This window comes from Larsenimonas salina (genome assembly GCF_023736155.1).
GTDB lineage: Bacteria > Pseudomonadota > Gammaproteobacteria > Pseudomonadales > Halomonadaceae > Larsenimonas > Larsenimonas salina.
Window position 1 is genome coordinate 1 of record NZ_JAMLJJ010000001.1, and the last position, 16420, is coordinate 16420.

Sequence of the window (16420 nt, forward strand, 5' to 3'; positions counted from 1 at the left end):
ACGACCATAGCAGGTGGGAACCACCCGATCCCATGCCGAACTCGGAAGTGAAACCACCCCGCGCCGATGGTAGTGTGGAGCTTCTCCATGCGAGAGTAGGTCATCGTCAGGCATCTATACCAAAGGCTCCGATCAAATCGATCGGGGCCTTTTTTTGTGCCTGAAAACGACCGTACGTAAAGCTTCATGGCCATTTATAAAGCTTTAAGAAAGCTCAGGTCGCGAAATCACTGTCTGTATATAGCTATTGCCCCTCAGGTCAGAGAACGTCTGTTCATACATTGATAAACAGGGGCGATCACTCTAGGCTTGGCAAGCTTTAAAAACGGTTATTCGATCAAAGGTAATGTATGCCAAACACAGCTCCGGGTGAACTCCTTCTTTACTGTCGCCCCGGTTTCGAAGCCGATTTGGTGAATGAGCTTGTAGACAAGCTTGAGCACTCGGAATGTGCCTGGCATCCCGTCGCCACGACCAATAGTGGTTATGTGCGCGTGGTCATCGACAGTGACCTGGTCGCAAATGAGCTTCACAAGGAAGTGCAATTATCGTCTTTGGTGTTTGCCCGCCAAATACTTGTGGCCTTTGAGCCCAATACCCTTGACCGTAATGATCGTATTACCGCAATCATTGAGCAGGTTGTCGCTGCGGGCTGGAGTTTCGAAGAGCTTTGGCAGGAATCTCCGGACACCAATGATGGCAAAGGGCTTGCCGGGCTTAAAAAGTCTCTGCAGCGGCCCTTGGAAAGCACCTTGAAAAAGCGCCAGGCTCTTCGAAGAAAGGCCGGTAAACGTCGATTGCATCTGTTCTGGTCCTCTGGTGATACCGTACAGCTCGCGATGAGTTTTCCTCAAAACCGCAGTGAGTGGCCAAACGGCATCAAGCACCTGCGGTCACCATCACGTGCGCCCAGTCGTTCGACGTTAAAACTTGAAGAGGCCTGGCATACCTTCATTCCGAGCGATAAATGGGAGCGACGGCTCAATGCCGGGATGCAGGGGGCTGATCTAGGTGCGGCGCCAGGAGGCTGGACGTATCAATTGGTTCAGCAGGGCATGTACGTTTATGCGATCGATAATGGGCCAATGAGCGAGGAGCTCATGCGAACCGGTCAGATAGAGCATTTGCGAGAGGATGGATTTACGTGGTCGCCGCCTTACCCGTTGGACTGGCTTGTGTGTGACATCGTTGATCGACCCGTTCGTGTTTCAGAGATGGTTGAGCGGTGGTTGGTTAATAGATGGTGCCGGCATGCGATATTCAACCTAAAACTGCCCATGAAAAAGCGATGGCAAGAAGTTAAACGGTGCCTTGAGTACTTAGAGCAACGACTGAATGATGAAAATATTGCTTATGAGTGTCTCGCTCGACATCTCTACCATGATCGTGAAGAGATCACCGTCTATATAAGGCTAAAAGAGTGAAAAGCGAGTCAGGTACTAACGTGAGGTTAAAAGGAGACTGATATGTCTGATGAGCCCTTAAAGGCAGATGGCATACTGGATACGACAGGACTGTACTGCCCTGAGCCGATCATGATGATGCATACACGTGTCGCGGATATGGCCAGTGGCGATATTCTGCACGTAGTTGCAACGGACCCGGCAACTCAGCGCGACATCCCGCAGTTCTGCCATTACCTGGGTCATGAGCTGATCCAACAGGATACCCTGTCGGATAGCTTCAACTACTTCATACGTATCAACCGTTAGTGCACACGCTTCACTGAAAGATTGCTTCGATTTGCTCACGCGCGAGGGATGCATGGCGTGTGACCTGGGCTTGCATATGAGCCACTGTGCGCTCGAAGTCACCTTCGAGCGTTTCCACGCGATTAAGTGTTTCTCCTTGAATGAATTCCTGCATGCTCAAGGAGAGCGCGTTCAGTTCCATATCGTTCAAGATGCCCTGGCTTTTATGCTCATAGGCAATGACCAATGCTGGAGTACCGTAGCGCATTGAGATAATGCCGCTATGAAGGCGAGTCGCAATAGTGAAACGGCACTGCGCCAGCACACCACCAAGCTGAAGATCACTCAGCTCATCGAAAATGACATGGCAGGCATGCGGATGTCGCATTTTCTTGCGGATATTGTGCAGCGTGACACGATCATCTCGGTGATAGCCGTTAAGCCCGGTACACGTCGATACACCTATAATCACGTACCCCTGATCAATCAGTGTGTCACACGTAGAGGCCATCTGAGTTTCATATTCCTCCTGAGTAACGCCGAGAGTTCGATCGAACGGGGCGAGGCGACGTGCGGTAATCGCGACAAGCGGTTTTCTTTCAGGGTTGAGTGCACTGATGTCGTAATGCTGAGCATCCGGCAGCAGCCAGGCTGTATCTGCACCATGCTGGACATTATCAAGACGAATGTCGGCGTCGCTTAAAATTTGGTCACTAACATGTTCGCGAAGATAAACGACCTCCGGGTAGGGCAGCAGCTTCTGGCATAATTCACGAAATTTCTGATGTTCGAACGGTCCTACGCTGTGTCCAATCAGATAGACCGGTTTTTGTGCCATTTTTGCACCGAAAATGATGTCGAGTTGCGTGAACCCATACGCATCGACAATAAACGAGCCGCCTACCTGGATAATGTAATCGTATTTCTCCAGCGCATCGATGGCTTCATTGTACGCCTTGGGTAAGCGTTTTCGTGTCTGCTCGATGCCCCAGTTTTTAGTGCTTGAAAGGTACATTATGCCGTTAAGGTATCTCGGCATTACCTTACGTTTGTAAAAAGGCACTTGAAGCGTTTTTTGACGCGCCTCCTCAAACATGTCTGGTATAACCGGCACGTTGATCTCCGAGAGCACGATCTCCGTGCTGAGTGGGTCTCGGGAAGCAATTTCCACGTTGAACTTGTTAAGATCCAGTACCTCGACCAATCCTCTCAAAATGGCAGCGTCACCTCGGTTCGAGCAGGAGTGGTTTCCGATCAGTAGAATATTCTTGGTGGGCATAGACGACCAGTATCAATGGGTAAAAGGGGATAGTAGTAAAAACCAATGGCAATCAGTGTAGGTTATTGTGCCCAAACTAATACTTGAGTAAGTTTTTATAACCAGTCTTTAAGTTTCTAGTTTTACTTAAAACATAAGCCGCACGTAAAAAAGCAGCGCCATGCGCTGCTTTTTTACGTGAAGCGAATATGTATTTTTGCCCGATCATGGGGTTCAAGTGCCGGTATGTACCATGATTGCTAGAGCGTTCATGGTATCCGGGTCCTGTTCCTTGATGCGATTGGCGATCGTTCTCTGAAAGAAATAAATCATCTCGTGGCGGCTTTTACCGGGGTAAAGACAGTCGTCACCCAGAAGGATCGGAGTGTGTTGCACGGCCTCATCATCGACAAGGAGTGCTTCGATACTGCCGTCATTATAAAGCTGCCAGCCGTAAACCTGTTTGAGCTGCCACGGGCCATCGCTTTCGTCCACGCAAAGCGCATGGGTTCCCTGAGTGTCAGGCAGGCTCTGAAGGAGGGTTTTTTCGTTGGTAGGCTCGTAATCGAAGTAGGCCGCCGAGTGCTCGAGCTCCATTTGCTTGTGTGACGGCGCGACGTCGAAAACGTCATCGGTTTCAGGGTCGCGATAGCCTAGGAAAACGCCATGCTCAGGGTCGTCTATGGTTTCGCAATCCACTAATGAATCGAGCCAGGGGACGACGCCGACAACATCGCCATTTGATTTCATGGCCCACCCAAGAATTGGCATGGCATAGGCAGCATCGGGGTCCGAGGCAACCTGATAGACCATTTGAAGGCCGTCGAGCTCGGGTGCCAATCGAACGATATGGTGCTGAGCTTTGTACCGCTCACGCATTTCACTAAGGTCGATCACCTTGGCAGGCTGACGTTGCATGATTGCGCCCATAATGCCTCCTTATCGACTTATTTTCCTTACAGCGATGCTGCTGTGAAAAGGTCCTTAACGCGTGGCTCTCTTCAATTAGTAGCACAACTTCTCTCGAAGGTTAATCACCCCTCGATCAGACCAGATCGATCAAAGCGTTCATACAATGAATAATCGGCAAATACAGCGATTATTTAGACATTACCTTGAGACGGCTGCGCACGCACGATGCTTTAGGCGAACACCGAGCATGAGCGCCGCGGCCGAAAGCCCGATTATCAAGCCTGTCCAGTATCCGTAGACGCCTAGACCGAAGGTTTCGCTTAGCACCACGCCACTGCCCAGACCAATCACCCAGTAGGCGATCAGGGTGCACCCCATGATGACGCGGGTATCCTTATAACCTCGAAGCGCTCCGGCCATGCTGACCTGTAGCACATCAGAAACCTGATAGACGATTGCGATCAGAATCAGGGAGGAGGCGAGTGCTTGAACGGACTCGTTGCCGGTATAGAGTTCAGGCAACTGGTGGCGACCGAGCCACAGAATCACATCGTTGAGCAGAGCCGACAACAGCGAGATCGCAATGCCATTGTAGGCGACGAAACGCGCACGCTCAGGGGTATTTTCCCCCAACGCCTGCCCGACTCGCACCGTTAAGGCCATGCCGATCGACAGCGGCAGCATGAATAGCAGCGAGGTCACGTTCAAGGCAATCTGGTGCGCCGAGACCACGATTTCACCCATGCCGGCGATAAGCAGTGCGATCAGTGTAAACAGTGTCGTTTCGGTAAAGATTGCCACCCCGATCGGTACGCCAATATGCGCAAGCTCGCCCAGACGCTTTATATCCGGTCGAGGCATACCGAGCCCCTGTTTCACGAAGCGGTATGCAGAGGCTCGTCGGCAGTAGGCGTACATTCCGCCATACATGACCCACATCGAGATGGCCGTTGCGATGCCGCATCCCTGGGCGCCGAGTGCCGGCAGGCCGATTGCCTCGCCAAGCCACGCCATGCCAAGCGCTTGCCCCACGGCGTCTGAGCCAAAGATGAGCAACGCGTTGGCGGGAATATTGACAGCAAGCCCCAATAGACTGAACAAGAGCGCCGGTCGTGAATGGTTGAGTCCATCAGAATAGGCACGAAGGGCTTGATAGAGGGCAAGTCCCGGTAAGCCGAACGCAAGCGCCTGTAGGTAGTCTGTCGAAAGCCTGGCTACCTCTTGAGGCACGTCCATCCAGCCAAAGATTCGCTCGGGCAGCAGTGTGAGAAGAAGTACGCCGAGCCCGCCCATGAACAGCGCAAGCCACAGGCTCTGGCCCTTGTAGTTTGAGACTTCTGAATGGCGCTTGCCACCGACACAGTGGGCGACAATCGGCGTCAGCCCCATCAGCGTGCCGGTAATCAGCAAAATCAACGGCACCCACAGGCTGGTGCCAACCGATACCGCGGCCAGGTCCGAGGCACTCTTGTGCCCCGACATCATGACATCCACGGTGCCCATGGCGGCCTGGGCGAGCTGGGCGCCAAAAATGGGGATGGTCAATCGAATCAGCGGGCGCGCCTCATATAGGCTGCGCCGAATCAAGGTCGGCATTGAAGATCACGCGTTGCAAAAAAGAAGACGGAGCGCACAATAGCGCCGTATCAATCCGCGAGTATAGCGAAAGAGTACGTTAGTTCATGAAACACGACCCGACTGAGTTGATGGCCCTGTTCGATGGCCTGTTCGCAGACACCTTTCATACTCGGCTGGTCCTTGGCGCGGATGAGCCGCTGTACCTGCCGGCCGATACGGGCTGCCCGTATCATCGGATCATGTTTGCCCGCGGCTACTTTTCCAGTGCACTTCACGAAATCAGTCACTGGTGCATTGCCGGCGCCGAGCGACGACTGAAGGAGGATTACGGCTACTGGTACATACCAGATGGTCGGGACGCATCCCAGCAACACGCCTTCGAGCAGGTCGAAGTCGCGCCTCAGGCGCTTGAATCCCTGCTGTGCGCTGCCTGCGACCATCCCTTTAACGTAAGCGTCGATAACCTCGACGGCGACGCCGAGATCGACCGCTACGCGTTCGAGGCCAAGGTGCGCGCTCGAGCCGAGCGCTATTTAAATGAGGGGTTGGCCCCGCGCCCGCGGGCGCTGTGTGATGCGCTTACGGCGCTCTATCAGCAGCAGACACCGCTTGACCAGGCGATTGAACATGGTCGCGCGGCGCTATTCTCGATTCAGAGCTGATCTATTCCCGGTTCAGGCCTGATCCTCGGCCTCGCTTTGCGCCCGCATGTGCAGCGTCAGCATGACCTGCAGCTCGTCTTCGGGCTTGAACGGCTCAAGGCCAAGTTCATTGAAGAGATCGTTGCGCTGGCGATGCCACTCACCAAGCGTCAGGTGCTCGTATAGGCTGTCGGCCGGGGCAAGCTGAATGAATGGATCCATCCCGTACTCATCAAATAGCCACGACAGCGCCTGTTCGTCATCGACCAAGCCGTTACTGTAGAGCGTTTCGTTGTAGTGATCCTCTTCAAGCTCACGCAGCACATCGATCGGGCTGACCCCCATCATGTTCAGCTCGTCTTCGGTGTAGTCGCCAAGTGAGGCGTCGCTTCGTTGAAGCCAATCCGGATCGGGTTGAATGAGGGTGTGCTTGAGCTGGCCATCGGGCAATGTCCAGGCGATGGCGACCGGGAGGTCCTCATCACCGACTTCGATGGCAATAAATCCAGGCAGATCGGCCATGGTTACGCGTCCTCGGTCAGGGGCAGATTGAAAAAGCGACGAGCGGTTTCCGTGCTCGATACGCTGAGCTCATGCTCGCTTTCGCCTCGGTAATGGGCGATCTCGCGCACGATCCAGGGTAATAGCGCCGGTTCATGACGACGTCCCTTGAGCTTTGCCGGCAAATTTCGGGGCAGCAGATACGGGCAATCGGTTTCCACCATGAGTCGATTCGCCGGAATGTCTCGAACCAGCGAGCGCAGGTGGTGCCCCCGACGTTCATCGCACAGCCAGCCGGTCAGCCCGATGTGCAGATCAAGATCCAGATAGCCGTAAAGCGTTTCCTTCTCACCGGTAAAGCAGTGAATGACGGCGTCGCCAAGATCATCACGCCACTGCTTGATCATATCGAGCATGTCGACGCCGGCGTCCCGCTCGTGCAGAAACAGCGGTTTTTGCGTGCGTGCGGCAAGTTCGAGCTGCGCTTCGAAGGCCCGTTTCTGATCGATTCTGCTCGAAAAGTCGCGGTTGTAATCCAGGCCGCACTCGCCAATGGCCTTGACGCGTTGATGCTGGGCAGCGCTCGCCATCCAGTCGGCAAAGGCTGGGGTCCACTCGCTTGCGTGATGGGGGTGCAGGCCAGCCGTGGTATGAAGCGCCACAGGTGAGTCGCGCTCGCAAAGTTCAAGGGCTGACTCGATGGCGGCGCGCTCCGTGCCGGTCAAAATGAGCGTGGTCACATTGGCCGAGCGAGCACGTTCGAGCACGGCATCCAGATCGGCTGCAAAGCTCTCATGGGTCAGGTTGGCACCGATATCGACCAGCGGCGCGGGCGCGGTAAAGGTTAGGGCGTCCGGTAACATGACGGTCCTTTAGGAAATCGGAAGCGAATTTGAGGTCGTGCATTGTAACGGCCCCGAAAACCCCCGGCTATGCGTTACACTAGCGCGCTGACATTTTCTGCGGGAGGCGGCACATGACGCTGCTGCGACTGGAACAACTTCATCTGGCCTACGGCACACACGTGCTGTTGGATGGCGCCGAACTCACGATCGAAAAGGGCGAGCGACTGGCGCTGGTCGGGCGCAACGGCGCGGGTAAATCGACGCTCCTGTCGTTGGTCTCTGGCAAGGTCGACCCGGACTCCGGCACGATCTGGCGCGCACCGGGCCTTCGTATCGGGGTGCTCGAGCAGGACCTTCCCGACGCCGAAGGCCGACGAATCTTCGATGTGGTGGCCGAAGGGCTGCCGGAAGTCGGTGCTTTGCTTGCAGAGTACGATCAGCTCGTTGCCTCGTCGGATCCGGACATGACGCGGCTTTCAAGCCTTCAATCCGAGCTCGAGGCCCGCGACGGCTGGTCCTATCATCAGCGCATTGACACGGTACTGACTCGGCTCGGGCTGCCGGCCGATGAATCCATGAGCAAACTTTCAGGCGGCTGGCGCCGGCGCGTGGCGCTGGCGCGGGCACTGGTGACCGACCCTGATGTACTGCTGCTCGATGAGCCGACCAACCATCTGGATCTGGACACCATTCTCTGGCTCGAGGAGCAGCTTCTTCAGTTTAACGGCGCGGTACTGTTCATTACCCACGACCGGGCCTTTTTGAAAAAGCTGGCCACGCACATTCTCGAACTCGACCGCGGGCGCCTTGGGCGCTACCCCGGCGATTACGACAAGTATCAGCAACAGAAAAACGCTGAACTTGACGCTGAAGCGCGCGAACGGCGCGAATTCGACAAGAAGCTGGCCCAGGAAGAGAAGTGGATACGCCAGGGCATCAAGGCGCGCCGCACCCGCAACGAAGGTCGCGTGCGTGCCCTTGAAAGCATGCGTGCTCAGCACGCCGAGCGCCGTCATCAGACCGGCAATGCGCGCCTTAACGTCGATAACGCCGACCGAAGCGGCAAGCGTGTGGTCGAGCTCGAGCACGTCAGTCAGTACTTCGAGCGCGAGGCTGTACTCAAGGACGTCTCGCTCGAAGTCCAGCGCGGTGACCGCATCGGGTTTATCGGTCGAAACGGCGCCGGAAAAACCACGCTTTTGAAGATCATGCTTGGCGAGCAGGCACCGAGCGAGGGCCAGGTTCATATGGGCACCAATTTGCAGGTGGCCTATTTCGATCAGCTTCGCGCGGGGCTCGAGCCTGAAAAGACGGTGTATGACAACGTCGCTCAGGGGCGCGATCGCGTGACGGTCGGCGGCAAGGATCGCCACGTCATCAGTTATCTGCAGGATTTTCTGTTCACTCCCGAGCGTGCGCGTCAGCCGGTCAAGGCGCTCTCCGGCGGGGAGTCAAACCGGCTGCTGCTGGCGAAGCTCTTCACTCAGCCGGCCAACGTGCTGGTGATGGATGAGCCGACCAACGATCTGGACGTTGAAACGCTTGAGCTTCTGGAAGAACTTCTGATGCAGTTCGAGGGCACGCTGCTTCTGGTCAGTCACGACCGAGACTTTCTGGACAACGTTGTGACAAGCGTCATTGCCTTTGAAGGCGAGGGGCAGGTCCGTGAGTACGTGGGGGGCTATCACGACTGGGTGCGCCAGGGCGGCACGCTTCCTCCGGCGCCGTGGTACAAGGGGGCTGAGCCGACGGCAAAGTCTGACGCCAAAAAGGCAGCCAAGACACCGGCGGACACGGCAGCACCTGTGGCCAAGGCAAAGCCTAAAAAGCTCTCCTACAAACTGCAGCGAGAGCTTGATGAGCTTCCGGCGCGGATCGAAACACTCGAGGCCAGTGTGGCCGAATTCGAGGCAACGATTTCGGACCCTAATTTCTACGGTCAGGACGCTAGTACGGTCTCAGAAACCCTTGAGGCGCTTGGCAAGACTCAAGGCGAGCTGGATGAGGCGATGGAGCGCTGGATGGAGCTGGAAGCCCAGCAAAACGACTGAGATTAATGCTGCCTCGCCCTGTGTCGGTTGTGGGCGAGGCAGCGACACTCAGCTTGTGCGATTACTCGGCGGCGGTCTTGTCGTTGCCGACGCGTACCGCCAGTACATCGCACTCCGCACCGTGGAGAACGCCGGTTGAGGTCGAGCCGAGCAGCAGAGCGAACCCATGACGCCCGTGAGAGCCGACCACGATCAGATCGACCTGGCGCTCCTTGGCAAAACGCTGGATTTCGGAGTCGGGCATGCCGACCACGACGTGTTGATCGGCGGCGTTGATGCCATGGGGTGTGGCGATGTCGCTCAAGCGCTCGCGTGCGTGGCCATCGAGCTGCTCTTGAATGCTGGTCAAATCCATCGGTATATCACCGCCGTAGGCAAACCCCAATGGCTCCAGCGTGTGCATGATCGAGATCTTGGCCCCGTTTCGCTCAGCGATCGGCAAGGCGCGTTTGAGCACCAGGTGTGAATCCTTGGTGAGATCGACCGCGACCAGGATATGGCGGTATTCGTTGCTCATGGCGTGTCCTCATGGCCGTAAAAAGAGAAGCGGTTCTACTTTAGAACGCGCCATTACCATACACAATCGCATTTGACGCGTTACTTTGGCGCAGTGCGGTAACTCGGGCAGAGAGAGTCATGACCGTTTTCTGGATTATTGCCGGCTTGATTTTCGTGGCGTTGGCGCCGGTGATCAGTCTGAACCCCTCACGGCGACAGCGTCAGATGGTCGCGCTAAGAGATCGGGCGCGCGTGTTGGGGTTTCGAGTGGAGCTGAATCCGCCGGGCCGCCCGCACGCGTCCGAGCGAGATGTGTTGGCGTATCGGTTGATGTATCTGGGAGTTCGTCAGGGGCCTGCGTTTCGCTGGACGCCCGATGAGGGCCTCGTGGAGGAAGAGGGCGCGCTTGATTCGAACCAGCGGGCCTTGTTGGATCAGGTTATCGACGCTCTGCCTCAGGATACGCTCTTGCTCACCTCGGGTACGGCCACACTGACGCTTTGGTGGCAGGAGCGAGATGAACTCGAGCGTTTCGAAGCGGTCGCAAAGCGGCTACTTGAGCTGCGCCAGGCCATCGCCCCTTATGAGGAGACCGGCTGAGGCTCGTCGGCGTCGCAGGTCGCCCCCTGTTCGGCGCACAGAAGCTTTTGACCGTTTTTCTCGATGGCATCGAGAATGCTGTCAAACTGATCGAGCGTCTCCTGGTCGAGCCCTGCGAGCATTTCAACGCGCGCCTGCTGGACCACCGACTCGATCTGCTTGAGCAGTGGCATGGCGTTCGGCGTGAGATACACCAGTTTTGTTCGGCGATCGCTTTCACTTGGACGGCGCTCGATCAGTGACTGTTGCGTCAGTTGGTCGAGCGTGCGGACAAGCGAGGGCGCCTCGACGCCGATTGCCTTGGCAAGCTCGCACTGAGGCAGCCCTTCACCGTAATGCGACAGATGATAAAGCGTGGTCCAGCGTGTCTGTGTCAGACCCAGCGGCGCAAGGCGCTCATCGATGATGGCGCGCCAGAGCCTTGGAATGCGGGTCAGTTTGAGGCAAAGAGTCTCATTCATTTAAAAGATACGTCAGAGTAGTGTTTTCAAAGATTGTCCGAATCTGGTCTGGCTTATGCAAGCGTAATCTCGCGGCAAGCCGTGAATGAGCGCCTCTCTAGTCGGTATTGAGCCACCCGATACCCGGAGTGTGTCGCTGTTCGCCATCAGCACGTTCGGCACTTGAGGCATCGTTATTGACATCAAAGCGAATCACACCGATCCGTTGCCCTGTGGCGGTCATGACATCAACCTGCCACCGCCCGGTGGAATCTGCCGGGAAATGCAGCTTGTGTGACCAGGCCCGATAGCCGTCAGCACCGGTTCCGCGAATGGTCAGCTTGATGCGATCCACCTCGCGTCCGTCATGGCGCCAGACGTGGTAAATGGTCTCGTTCAAGCCTCGTGGCGCGTGCACCGAGGTGTACGCATACAGCCCATTCGACTTAAGCGCAGTGTTGGTCAACGCGATATTGCCCATCGGGGCACGCTCGGCGCGGTTGAACGCAGGCGACAGCGCGCTGCTTGTGATCCAAAGCGTTGCGGGTGGAATCCAGGTGCGCCCCATCCAGGCCGCACCGCTTAGCGCGACGGCAAGTCCGATCATTGCAAGCCAGTCCAGTACCCCTCGCCCCTGAAACAGCGTCATCAGACTCGGAAGGCTCAGGATGGGGACCGCAAGCGTTGCCATCAAAAAGCTTTGACCGGTCGTTACATGCAATAAAAGCGGCGCCGAGACCAGAATCAACACGAACGCGCATAGGCCGTGAAAAGCGAAATAGAGCCAGCGTACCCGCTCGGCGAGCTTGAAGTAGAGTGGGTCGATCACGGAAAGCAGCGCGCAGCCAACCAGAATGACCGCGAACAGCGCCTGACCTGTTCCCCAGGCAGTAGTGACCAGAATGAAAGGCAGACAAAAACAGAGCGTTTCCTGATGCGTCAGCTGGGTGACGAAGGTCGCGACCAGCCGAGGAAGCCGGGATTTCGCACGGTGCTGGCGCAGGCTGCTCCAGACGTTTTCGCCGATCAAAAGAACCCAGGTGCCAAGAAGTGCCACCGCCAGAAAGCCCCCGAGCGACTGCTGCCTTGTGACCAAGAAAAAGCTGATGACGCCGCTTGCGAAGCTGACAATCGGCCACAGATAGTGATAGCGCTGGAGGCGTTCCATCCAGGCCTTGAGCCAGCCGGGAAGAGCGAGTTCGTTAACCATGAGCTAAAGTAGGCCCTTGAGTCGGTAAGGTGAATGAACGTATACGTGATACATCGGTAAACATGACCCTGTGCTTGACCATGGTCTTAGACCAAGGTTCATCTTGGCCGACTTGACCCGTTGCTCGCACTCGCCGACGATAAGGATTCAAACACTCGTTTAAATTGGCGGCTGCGGTCATACATCGCCTCTATCACTCAGGACTCTATCACTCAGGAGTAGTGCTCATGCTCTACCAGGGACAGACCTTAAGCGTCGAGATGGATGAGAATCGATTGGCGTGGCTGGTCTTCGACGCCAGCCAAGGCTCCGTCAATACGCTTTCCCAGACCGTTGTAGGCGAGCTCGATGAGGCCATGACCGCATTGGAGAGTCAAACGGAGTGTCAGGGGCTGGTCTTTTCGAGCGCTAAAAAGGCGTTCATTGTCGGTGCCGACATCAAGGAATTCCACGGTGTCTTCGCAGGCGGCTCCGAGGCCATTCAAACCATGTGCGAGCGTGTGCATGCGCTTTTCAATCGCATCGAGGATCTGCCGTTTCCGACCGTCGCGGCCATCAATGGCATGGCGCTGGGCGGCGGGCTCGAACTCGCGCTGACCTGTGATTTTCGTGTGCTGGATAAATCGTGTCGTGTCGGGCTTCCAGAAACCAAGCTCGGGATCATCCCCGGCTGGGGCGGCTGCGTTCGACTGCCCCGGTTGATCGGCGCCGACAATGCGCTTGAGTGGATCGCAGGCGGCGGCCAGCATCCGGCCGATGAAGCGCTTAAGGTCGGTCTTGCCGATGCGGTGCTCGAGGGTGAGCGTCTGACCGACGCCGCCCGCGACATTCTGGGGCGCGCTGTAAAAGGCGAGTTCGATTGGCAGTCGCGCCGTGCGCTCAAGACCGAACCGTTGATGCTCAATAGCGTCGATCAGATGATGGTGTTCGAAACGGCCAAGGGCTACATCGCCTCCAAGGCGGGCAAGCATTACCCCGCGCCGGTGCGGGCGGTCGAGGTCGTTCAGAAGGGGGCCGGTGAGGCGCGCCTGCGGGCGCAGGCCATCGAAACCCATGCGTTTGCAGAACTTGCGCAGACCTCGGTGTGTTATCAGCTGGTCGGCCTGTTCGAAAGCGATCAGTTCGTCAAGAAACAGGCCGGGCGCTACGAGAAACAGGGGCGTGAAATAACACTCAGCGGCGTGCTTGGTGCTGGCATCATGGGCGGCGGCATCGCCTATCAAAGCGCCTACAAAGGCACTCCGATTCTGATGAAAGACATCAACAACGAGGCGATCGAGCTCGGGCTCAAGGAAGCGCGCAAGCTGGTGGGTAAGCAGGTCTCGCGCGAAAAGCTGACCGCCGAGGAGGGCGCCAGCGTGCTCGGACGCATTCGACCGACGCTCTCCTACGGGGATTTCGAACATGTGGACGTAATTGTTGAAGCCGTTGTCGAAAACCAGAAGGTCAAGAGCACGGTGCTTTCGGAGGTGGAACAGTCGCTCGATGACCGCGCCATCCTTTGCTCTAACACGTCGACGATTTCGATCGATGCGCTGGCCGGCGCGTTAAAGCGCCCTGAAAATTTCTGCGGCATGCACTTCTTCAATCCGGTACACCGGATGCCGCTGGTGGAAGTGATTCGAGGCAGCCGCTCAAGCGATGAAACCATTGGGACCGTGGTGGCCTACGCACGCCACATGGGCAAGACGCCGATCGTGGTCAACGATTGCCCGGGCTTTCTGGTCAACCGGGTGCTGTTCCCTTACCTGCAAGGCTTCGAGTTCCTGCTGCGTGAAGGCGTCGATATGGCGCGCATCGATAAGGTTATGGAGGGGTTCGGTTGGCCGATGGGCCCGGCGTATCTCCTGGATGTCGTTGGACTCGATACTGCCGACCACGCCGCCCAGGTGCTGGCTGAAGGCTATCCCGATCGCATGAAGATCGAAGGCAAGACCGCCATCGAGAAGTTGCTCGATGAGGATCGAAAAGGTCAGAAGAACGGGCTTGGATTCTACAAGTACAGCGAGGACAAGAAGGGCAAGCCGCGCAAGGAATCCGACGACACCGTGGCCCGCCTGCTCGAGGGGCACGCCGAGCGCCACACCGACATCGACGACGACACTCTGATCGCCATGCTCATGACGCCTCTGTGTCTTGAAACCGTGCGTGCGCTGGAAGAAAACATCGTGGGCTCCCCCCAGGAGGCCGACATGGCGTTGATCTACGGCATCGGATTCCCGCCGTTTAGAGGCGGCGCGCTTCGCTACATCGACCAGGTCGGCGTCAAGGCGTTTGTCGATCAGGCAGCCGAGCTCGCTCAGCGCTATGGCGCGCTGTACGCGCCGACGCCCAAACTGCTGGCGCGCGCCAACGAACAGACGCCTTTTTATGACACCGCCGAGGAGACCACCTGATGCGCTACCATGATGATGATGTCGTAGTTGTCGATGCGCTGAGAACGGCCATGGCCAAGGCCCGCGACGGCGCATTTCGTAATGTACGCGCCGAGAACCTCTCGGCCTCGGTGATGACTGCGCTTCTTGAGCGGCACGAGGCGTTTGACCCGGCGTTGATCGACGATGTGATCTGGGGCTGTGTCAACCAGACCCTCGAGCAGGGGTTCAACGTGGCCCGCAACGCCGCGCTCATGACCCGGATTCCACCGGCGGTGCCGGCCCAGACGGTCAATCGGCTGTGCGGCTCGTCGATGACGGCGCTGCATTCGGCGTACGCCAACATCAAGGCAGGCCTTGGGGATCACTACCTTGTCGGCGGCGTCGAGCACATGGGGCATCTTGAGATGACCCACGGGGTGGACGTCAATCCGGCCGTGAGCCGACACACCGCCAAGGCGGCCATGATGATGGGGCTGACCGCCGAGCTGCTCGGCAAGCTCAATAACGTCAGCCGGGCCCAGCAGGACGCCTTCGGCGTTCGTTCCCACGAGCGGGCCGCGGCGGCGCGACGCGACGGGCATTTTGACCGTGAGATCATCGGTGTCGATGGTCACGACGCCGATGGCTTTCGAGTCCGTGTCGATCGCGATGAGGTCATTCGAGAGGATGCCAACATCGAGGATATGGCCAAGCTCAAGCCGGCCTTCGACCCCAAAAGCGGCACCGTCACGGCGGGGACATCCTCGGCGCTGTCGGTCGGGGCGGCCGGGCTTCTGGTCATGCGGTATTCAAAAGCGCAGGAACTGGGTCTCGAGCCTCTGGCGCGCGTCATTTCGGTCGGGGTGGCAGGTTGTGATGCTTCGGTCATGGGCTTTGGGCCGGTGCCGGCCACGCAAAAGGCGCTTAAGGCCGCCGGGCTCGGCATGCGCGACATCGATGTGGTTGAGCTCAACGAGGCCTTTGCCGCACAGGCCATTCCGGTACTTCAGTCGCTCGATCTGGAAAGCGTGATCGATGACAAGGTAAACCTCTTTGGGGGAGCGATCGCGCTCGGCCATCCGCTGGGCTGCTCCGGGGCGAGGATCTGCACCACGCTCATGAACGTGATGCAGCATAAGCAGGCAACGCTTGGCCTTGCCACCATGTGCATCGGCATGGGGCAGGGGGTGGCGACCATTTTTGAACGCCCCTGAGCTTTAAAGCCTTGTCACAAAAAAGCCCGCATCGCGGGCTTTTTTAGGTCGATGGGGTGGGTTTTGACGTGGTGCGGATACTCAGAGCCGCAATGGCGAGCAAAAAGGTGCTCAGGGCCGCAATCAGGCGGTACTCATTGCGCTCGCGCCAGAGGGCTCGAATGTCGACCCAGTCACCCGGCATCGCGATCGGATTCCACGCCTGAATGTCATGATTGATCGGTACCATCACCAACTTGGTGTAGGCAACGATGCCCCCGAGATAGACGATCAGGGCCAGTACCGTCAGTACAAACGATGGGCTTCGCCAGCGCGTGATGTCAAACGCCGCGCTCAACGCGAGAAACGCCGCGCCGCCAAAGAACATGAACAGAAAAAACGGGTTTCGAAGATCGTGAGTGATCTCGGCTTGAACGGTGCCGTAGATGTCGGCGCCCATGTTCATCATGGCGGGTTGGAGGGTTACCCAGTGCATGGCGAAGTAGCCGGTGATCAGTCCGGTTGTCATGACCGCCAGCATCAAGGGCAGGTTGTCGGCGAAGGTATAGCCCGCGCGTGAAGACATGCGTGTTCCCTGAATCGAAAATGAATTGTCGGTGGGGAGCAATCAAACCATAAAGTGGG

At 57.3% G+C, this 16420-nt stretch carries 16 protein-coding genes and 1 rRNA gene; 8 read left to right on the forward strand and 9 right to left on the reverse strand.

All coding sequences use genetic code 11. The features are described 5' to 3' along the window. The 3 genes from rrf to tusA all read left to right on the forward strand — a co-directional run. A 5S ribosomal RNA gene (gene rrf / locus NAT23_RS00005) occupies positions 1-112 on the forward strand; the annotation flags it as partial. Positions 113-350: 238 nt separating this feature from the next. Next, positions 351-1424, forward strand: coding sequence for a 23S rRNA (cytidine(2498)-2'-O)-methyltransferase RlmM (rlmM, locus tag NAT23_RS00010; RefSeq protein ID WP_251924498.1), 1074 nt, complete (start codon positions 351-353; stop codon positions 1422-1424). Positions 1425-1466: 42 nt separating this feature from the next. After that, entirely contained in the window at positions 1467-1712 is a 246-nt protein-coding gene (tusA, locus tag NAT23_RS00015; protein ID WP_251924500.1) for a sulfurtransferase TusA, read from the forward strand. 10 nt (positions 1713-1722) lie between these two features. On the opposite strand, the gene NAT23_RS00020 is transcribed toward tusA, so the two are convergent. The 3 genes from NAT23_RS00020 to NAT23_RS00030 form a co-directional block, all read right to left on the reverse strand. After that, complete coding sequence (locus tag NAT23_RS00020; protein ID WP_251924502.1) at positions 1723-2970, reverse strand: polysaccharide pyruvyl transferase family protein; 1248 nt, start codon at positions 2968-2970, stop codon at positions 1723-1725. 213 nt (positions 2971-3183) lie between these two features. Continuing rightward, the gene (locus NAT23_RS00025; protein ID WP_251924504.1) at positions 3184-3879 is read right to left on the reverse strand and encodes a hypothetical protein; all 696 of its coding nucleotides are present in this window, start codon (positions 3877-3879) and stop codon (positions 3184-3186) included. 180 nt (positions 3880-4059) lie between these two features. Next, the gene (locus tag NAT23_RS00030) at positions 4060-5457 is read right to left on the reverse strand and encodes an MATE family efflux transporter (protein WP_251924505.1); all 1398 of its coding nucleotides are present in this window, start codon (positions 5455-5457) and stop codon (positions 4060-4062) included. Between the two features lie 86 nt (positions 5458-5543). Here NAT23_RS00030 and NAT23_RS00035 point away from each other — a divergent pair, with 86 nt between their 5' ends. Beyond that, positions 5544-6101 (forward strand): elongation factor P hydroxylase, encoded by a 558-nt coding sequence (locus NAT23_RS00035; RefSeq protein ID WP_251924507.1) that lies wholly within the window; start codon positions 5544-5546, stop codon positions 6099-6101. A 12-nt stretch (positions 6102-6113) separates the two neighbouring features. Here the strand turns inward: NAT23_RS00035 and NAT23_RS00040 are convergent, their stop codons facing one another. Together NAT23_RS00040 and NAT23_RS00045 are read right to left on the reverse strand one after the other, a co-directional pair. After that, positions 6114-6602 carry a hypothetical protein gene (locus NAT23_RS00040; RefSeq protein WP_251589385.1) on the reverse strand — a complete coding sequence of 163 codons (489 nt, stop codon included), beginning with the start codon at positions 6600-6602 and terminating at the stop codon, positions 6114-6116. A 2-nt stretch (positions 6603-6604) separates the two neighbouring features. Then, complete coding sequence (locus NAT23_RS00045) at positions 6605-7444, reverse strand: TatD family hydrolase (RefSeq protein ID WP_251924509.1); 840 nt, start codon at positions 7442-7444, stop codon at positions 6605-6607. 113 nt (positions 7445-7557) lie between these two features. Between NAT23_RS00045 and NAT23_RS00050 the strand changes: the two genes are divergently transcribed. Then, positions 7558-9477 (forward strand): ATP-binding cassette domain-containing protein, encoded by a 1920-nt coding sequence (locus NAT23_RS00050; RefSeq protein WP_251924518.1) that lies wholly within the window; start codon positions 7558-7560, stop codon positions 9475-9477. A 61-nt stretch (positions 9478-9538) separates the two neighbouring features. On the opposite strand, the gene NAT23_RS00055 is transcribed toward NAT23_RS00050, so the two are convergent. Next, entirely contained in the window at positions 9539-9994 is a 456-nt protein-coding gene (locus NAT23_RS00055; RefSeq protein ID WP_251924520.1) for a universal stress protein, read from the reverse strand. 119 nt (positions 9995-10113) lie between these two features. Here NAT23_RS00055 and NAT23_RS00060 point away from each other — a divergent pair, with 119 nt between their 5' ends. Beyond that, positions 10114-10575 carry a hypothetical protein gene (locus tag NAT23_RS00060; protein ID WP_251924522.1) on the forward strand — a complete coding sequence of 154 codons (462 nt, stop codon included), beginning with the start codon at positions 10114-10116 and terminating at the stop codon, positions 10573-10575. On the opposite strand, the gene slyA is transcribed toward NAT23_RS00060, so the two are convergent. Both slyA and NAT23_RS00070 read right to left on the reverse strand, forming a co-directional pair. Beyond that, positions 10557-11036 carry a transcriptional regulator SlyA gene (gene slyA / locus NAT23_RS00065; RefSeq protein WP_251924524.1) on the reverse strand — a complete coding sequence of 160 codons (480 nt, stop codon included), beginning with the start codon at positions 11034-11036 and terminating at the stop codon, positions 10557-10559. The two genes, NAT23_RS00060 and slyA, sit on opposite strands and share 19 nt — an antisense overlap. Before the next feature lie 97 nt (positions 11037-11133). Further along, positions 11134-12225, reverse strand: coding sequence for a DUF5924 family protein (locus tag NAT23_RS00070; RefSeq protein ID WP_251924526.1), 1092 nt, complete (start codon positions 12223-12225; stop codon positions 11134-11136). A gap of 227 nt (positions 12226-12452) precedes the next feature. Here NAT23_RS00070 and fadB point away from each other — a divergent pair, with 227 nt between their 5' ends. Both fadB and fadA read left to right on the forward strand, forming a co-directional pair. Further along, a complete protein-coding gene (gene fadB, locus NAT23_RS00075; protein WP_251924527.1) occupies positions 12453-14621 on the forward strand; it encodes a fatty acid oxidation complex subunit alpha FadB in 2169 nt (722 codons plus the stop codon). Continuing rightward, complete coding sequence (gene fadA / locus NAT23_RS00080) at positions 14621-15796, forward strand: acetyl-CoA C-acyltransferase FadA (RefSeq protein ID WP_251924529.1); 1176 nt, start codon at positions 14621-14623, stop codon at positions 15794-15796. Before fadB ends, fadA begins: the two co-directional genes overlap by 1 nt. 43 nt (positions 15797-15839) lie before the next feature. Here the strand turns inward: fadA and NAT23_RS00085 are convergent, their stop codons facing one another. Further along, positions 15840-16361, reverse strand: a complete 522-nt coding sequence (locus tag NAT23_RS00085; protein ID WP_251924531.1) for an anthrone oxygenase family protein — start codon at positions 16359-16361, stop codon at positions 15840-15842. Positions 16362-16420: the final 59 nt, after the last annotated feature.

Coding starts and splice junctions, on each gene's coding strand:
- NAT23_RS00085 (WP_251924531.1), bottom strand. CDS start 16,361: ATGTCTTCACGCGCGGGCTATACCTTCGCCGACAACCTGCCCTTGATG.
- NAT23_RS00040 (WP_251589385.1), bottom strand. CDS start 6,602: ATGGCCGATCTGCCTGGATTTATTGCCATCGAAGTCGGTGATGAGGAC.
- NAT23_RS00070 (WP_251924526.1), bottom strand. CDS start 12,225: ATGGTTAACGAACTCGCTCTTCCCGGCTGGCTCAAGGCCTGGATGGAA.
- NAT23_RS00060 (WP_251924522.1), top strand. CDS start 10,114: ATGACCGTTTTCTGGATTATTGCCGGCTTGATTTTCGTGGCGTTGGCG.
- NAT23_RS00050 (WP_251924518.1), top strand. CDS start 7,558: ATGACGCTGCTGCGACTGGAACAACTTCATCTGGCCTACGGCACACAC.
- NAT23_RS00025 (WP_251924504.1), bottom strand. CDS start 3,879: ATGGGCGCAATCATGCAACGTCAGCCTGCCAAGGTGATCGACCTTAGT.
- fadA (WP_251924529.1), top strand. CDS start 14,621: ATGCGCTACCATGATGATGATGTCGTAGTTGTCGATGCGCTGAGAACG.
- NAT23_RS00035 (WP_251924507.1), top strand. CDS start 5,544: ATGAAACACGACCCGACTGAGTTGATGGCCCTGTTCGATGGCCTGTTC.
- NAT23_RS00020 (WP_251924502.1), bottom strand. CDS start 2,970: ATGCCCACCAAGAATATTCTACTGATCGGAAACCACTCCTGCTCGAAC.
- NAT23_RS00045 (WP_251924509.1), bottom strand. CDS start 7,444: ATGTTACCGGACGCCCTAACCTTTACCGCGCCCGCGCCGCTGGTCGAT.
- slyA (WP_251924524.1), bottom strand. CDS start 11,036: ATGAATGAGACTCTTTGCCTCAAACTGACCCGCATTCCAAGGCTCTGG.
- NAT23_RS00055 (WP_251924520.1), bottom strand. CDS start 9,994: ATGAGCAACGAATACCGCCATATCCTGGTCGCGGTCGATCTCACCAAG.
- rlmM (WP_251924498.1), top strand. CDS start 351: ATGCCAAACACAGCTCCGGGTGAACTCCTTCTTTACTGTCGCCCCGGT.
- tusA (WP_251924500.1), top strand. CDS start 1,467: ATGTCTGATGAGCCCTTAAAGGCAGATGGCATACTGGATACGACAGGA.
- NAT23_RS00030 (WP_251924505.1), bottom strand. CDS start 5,457: ATGCCGACCTTGATTCGGCGCAGCCTATATGAGGCGCGCCCGCTGATT.
- fadB (WP_251924527.1), top strand. CDS start 12,453: ATGCTCTACCAGGGACAGACCTTAAGCGTCGAGATGGATGAGAATCGA.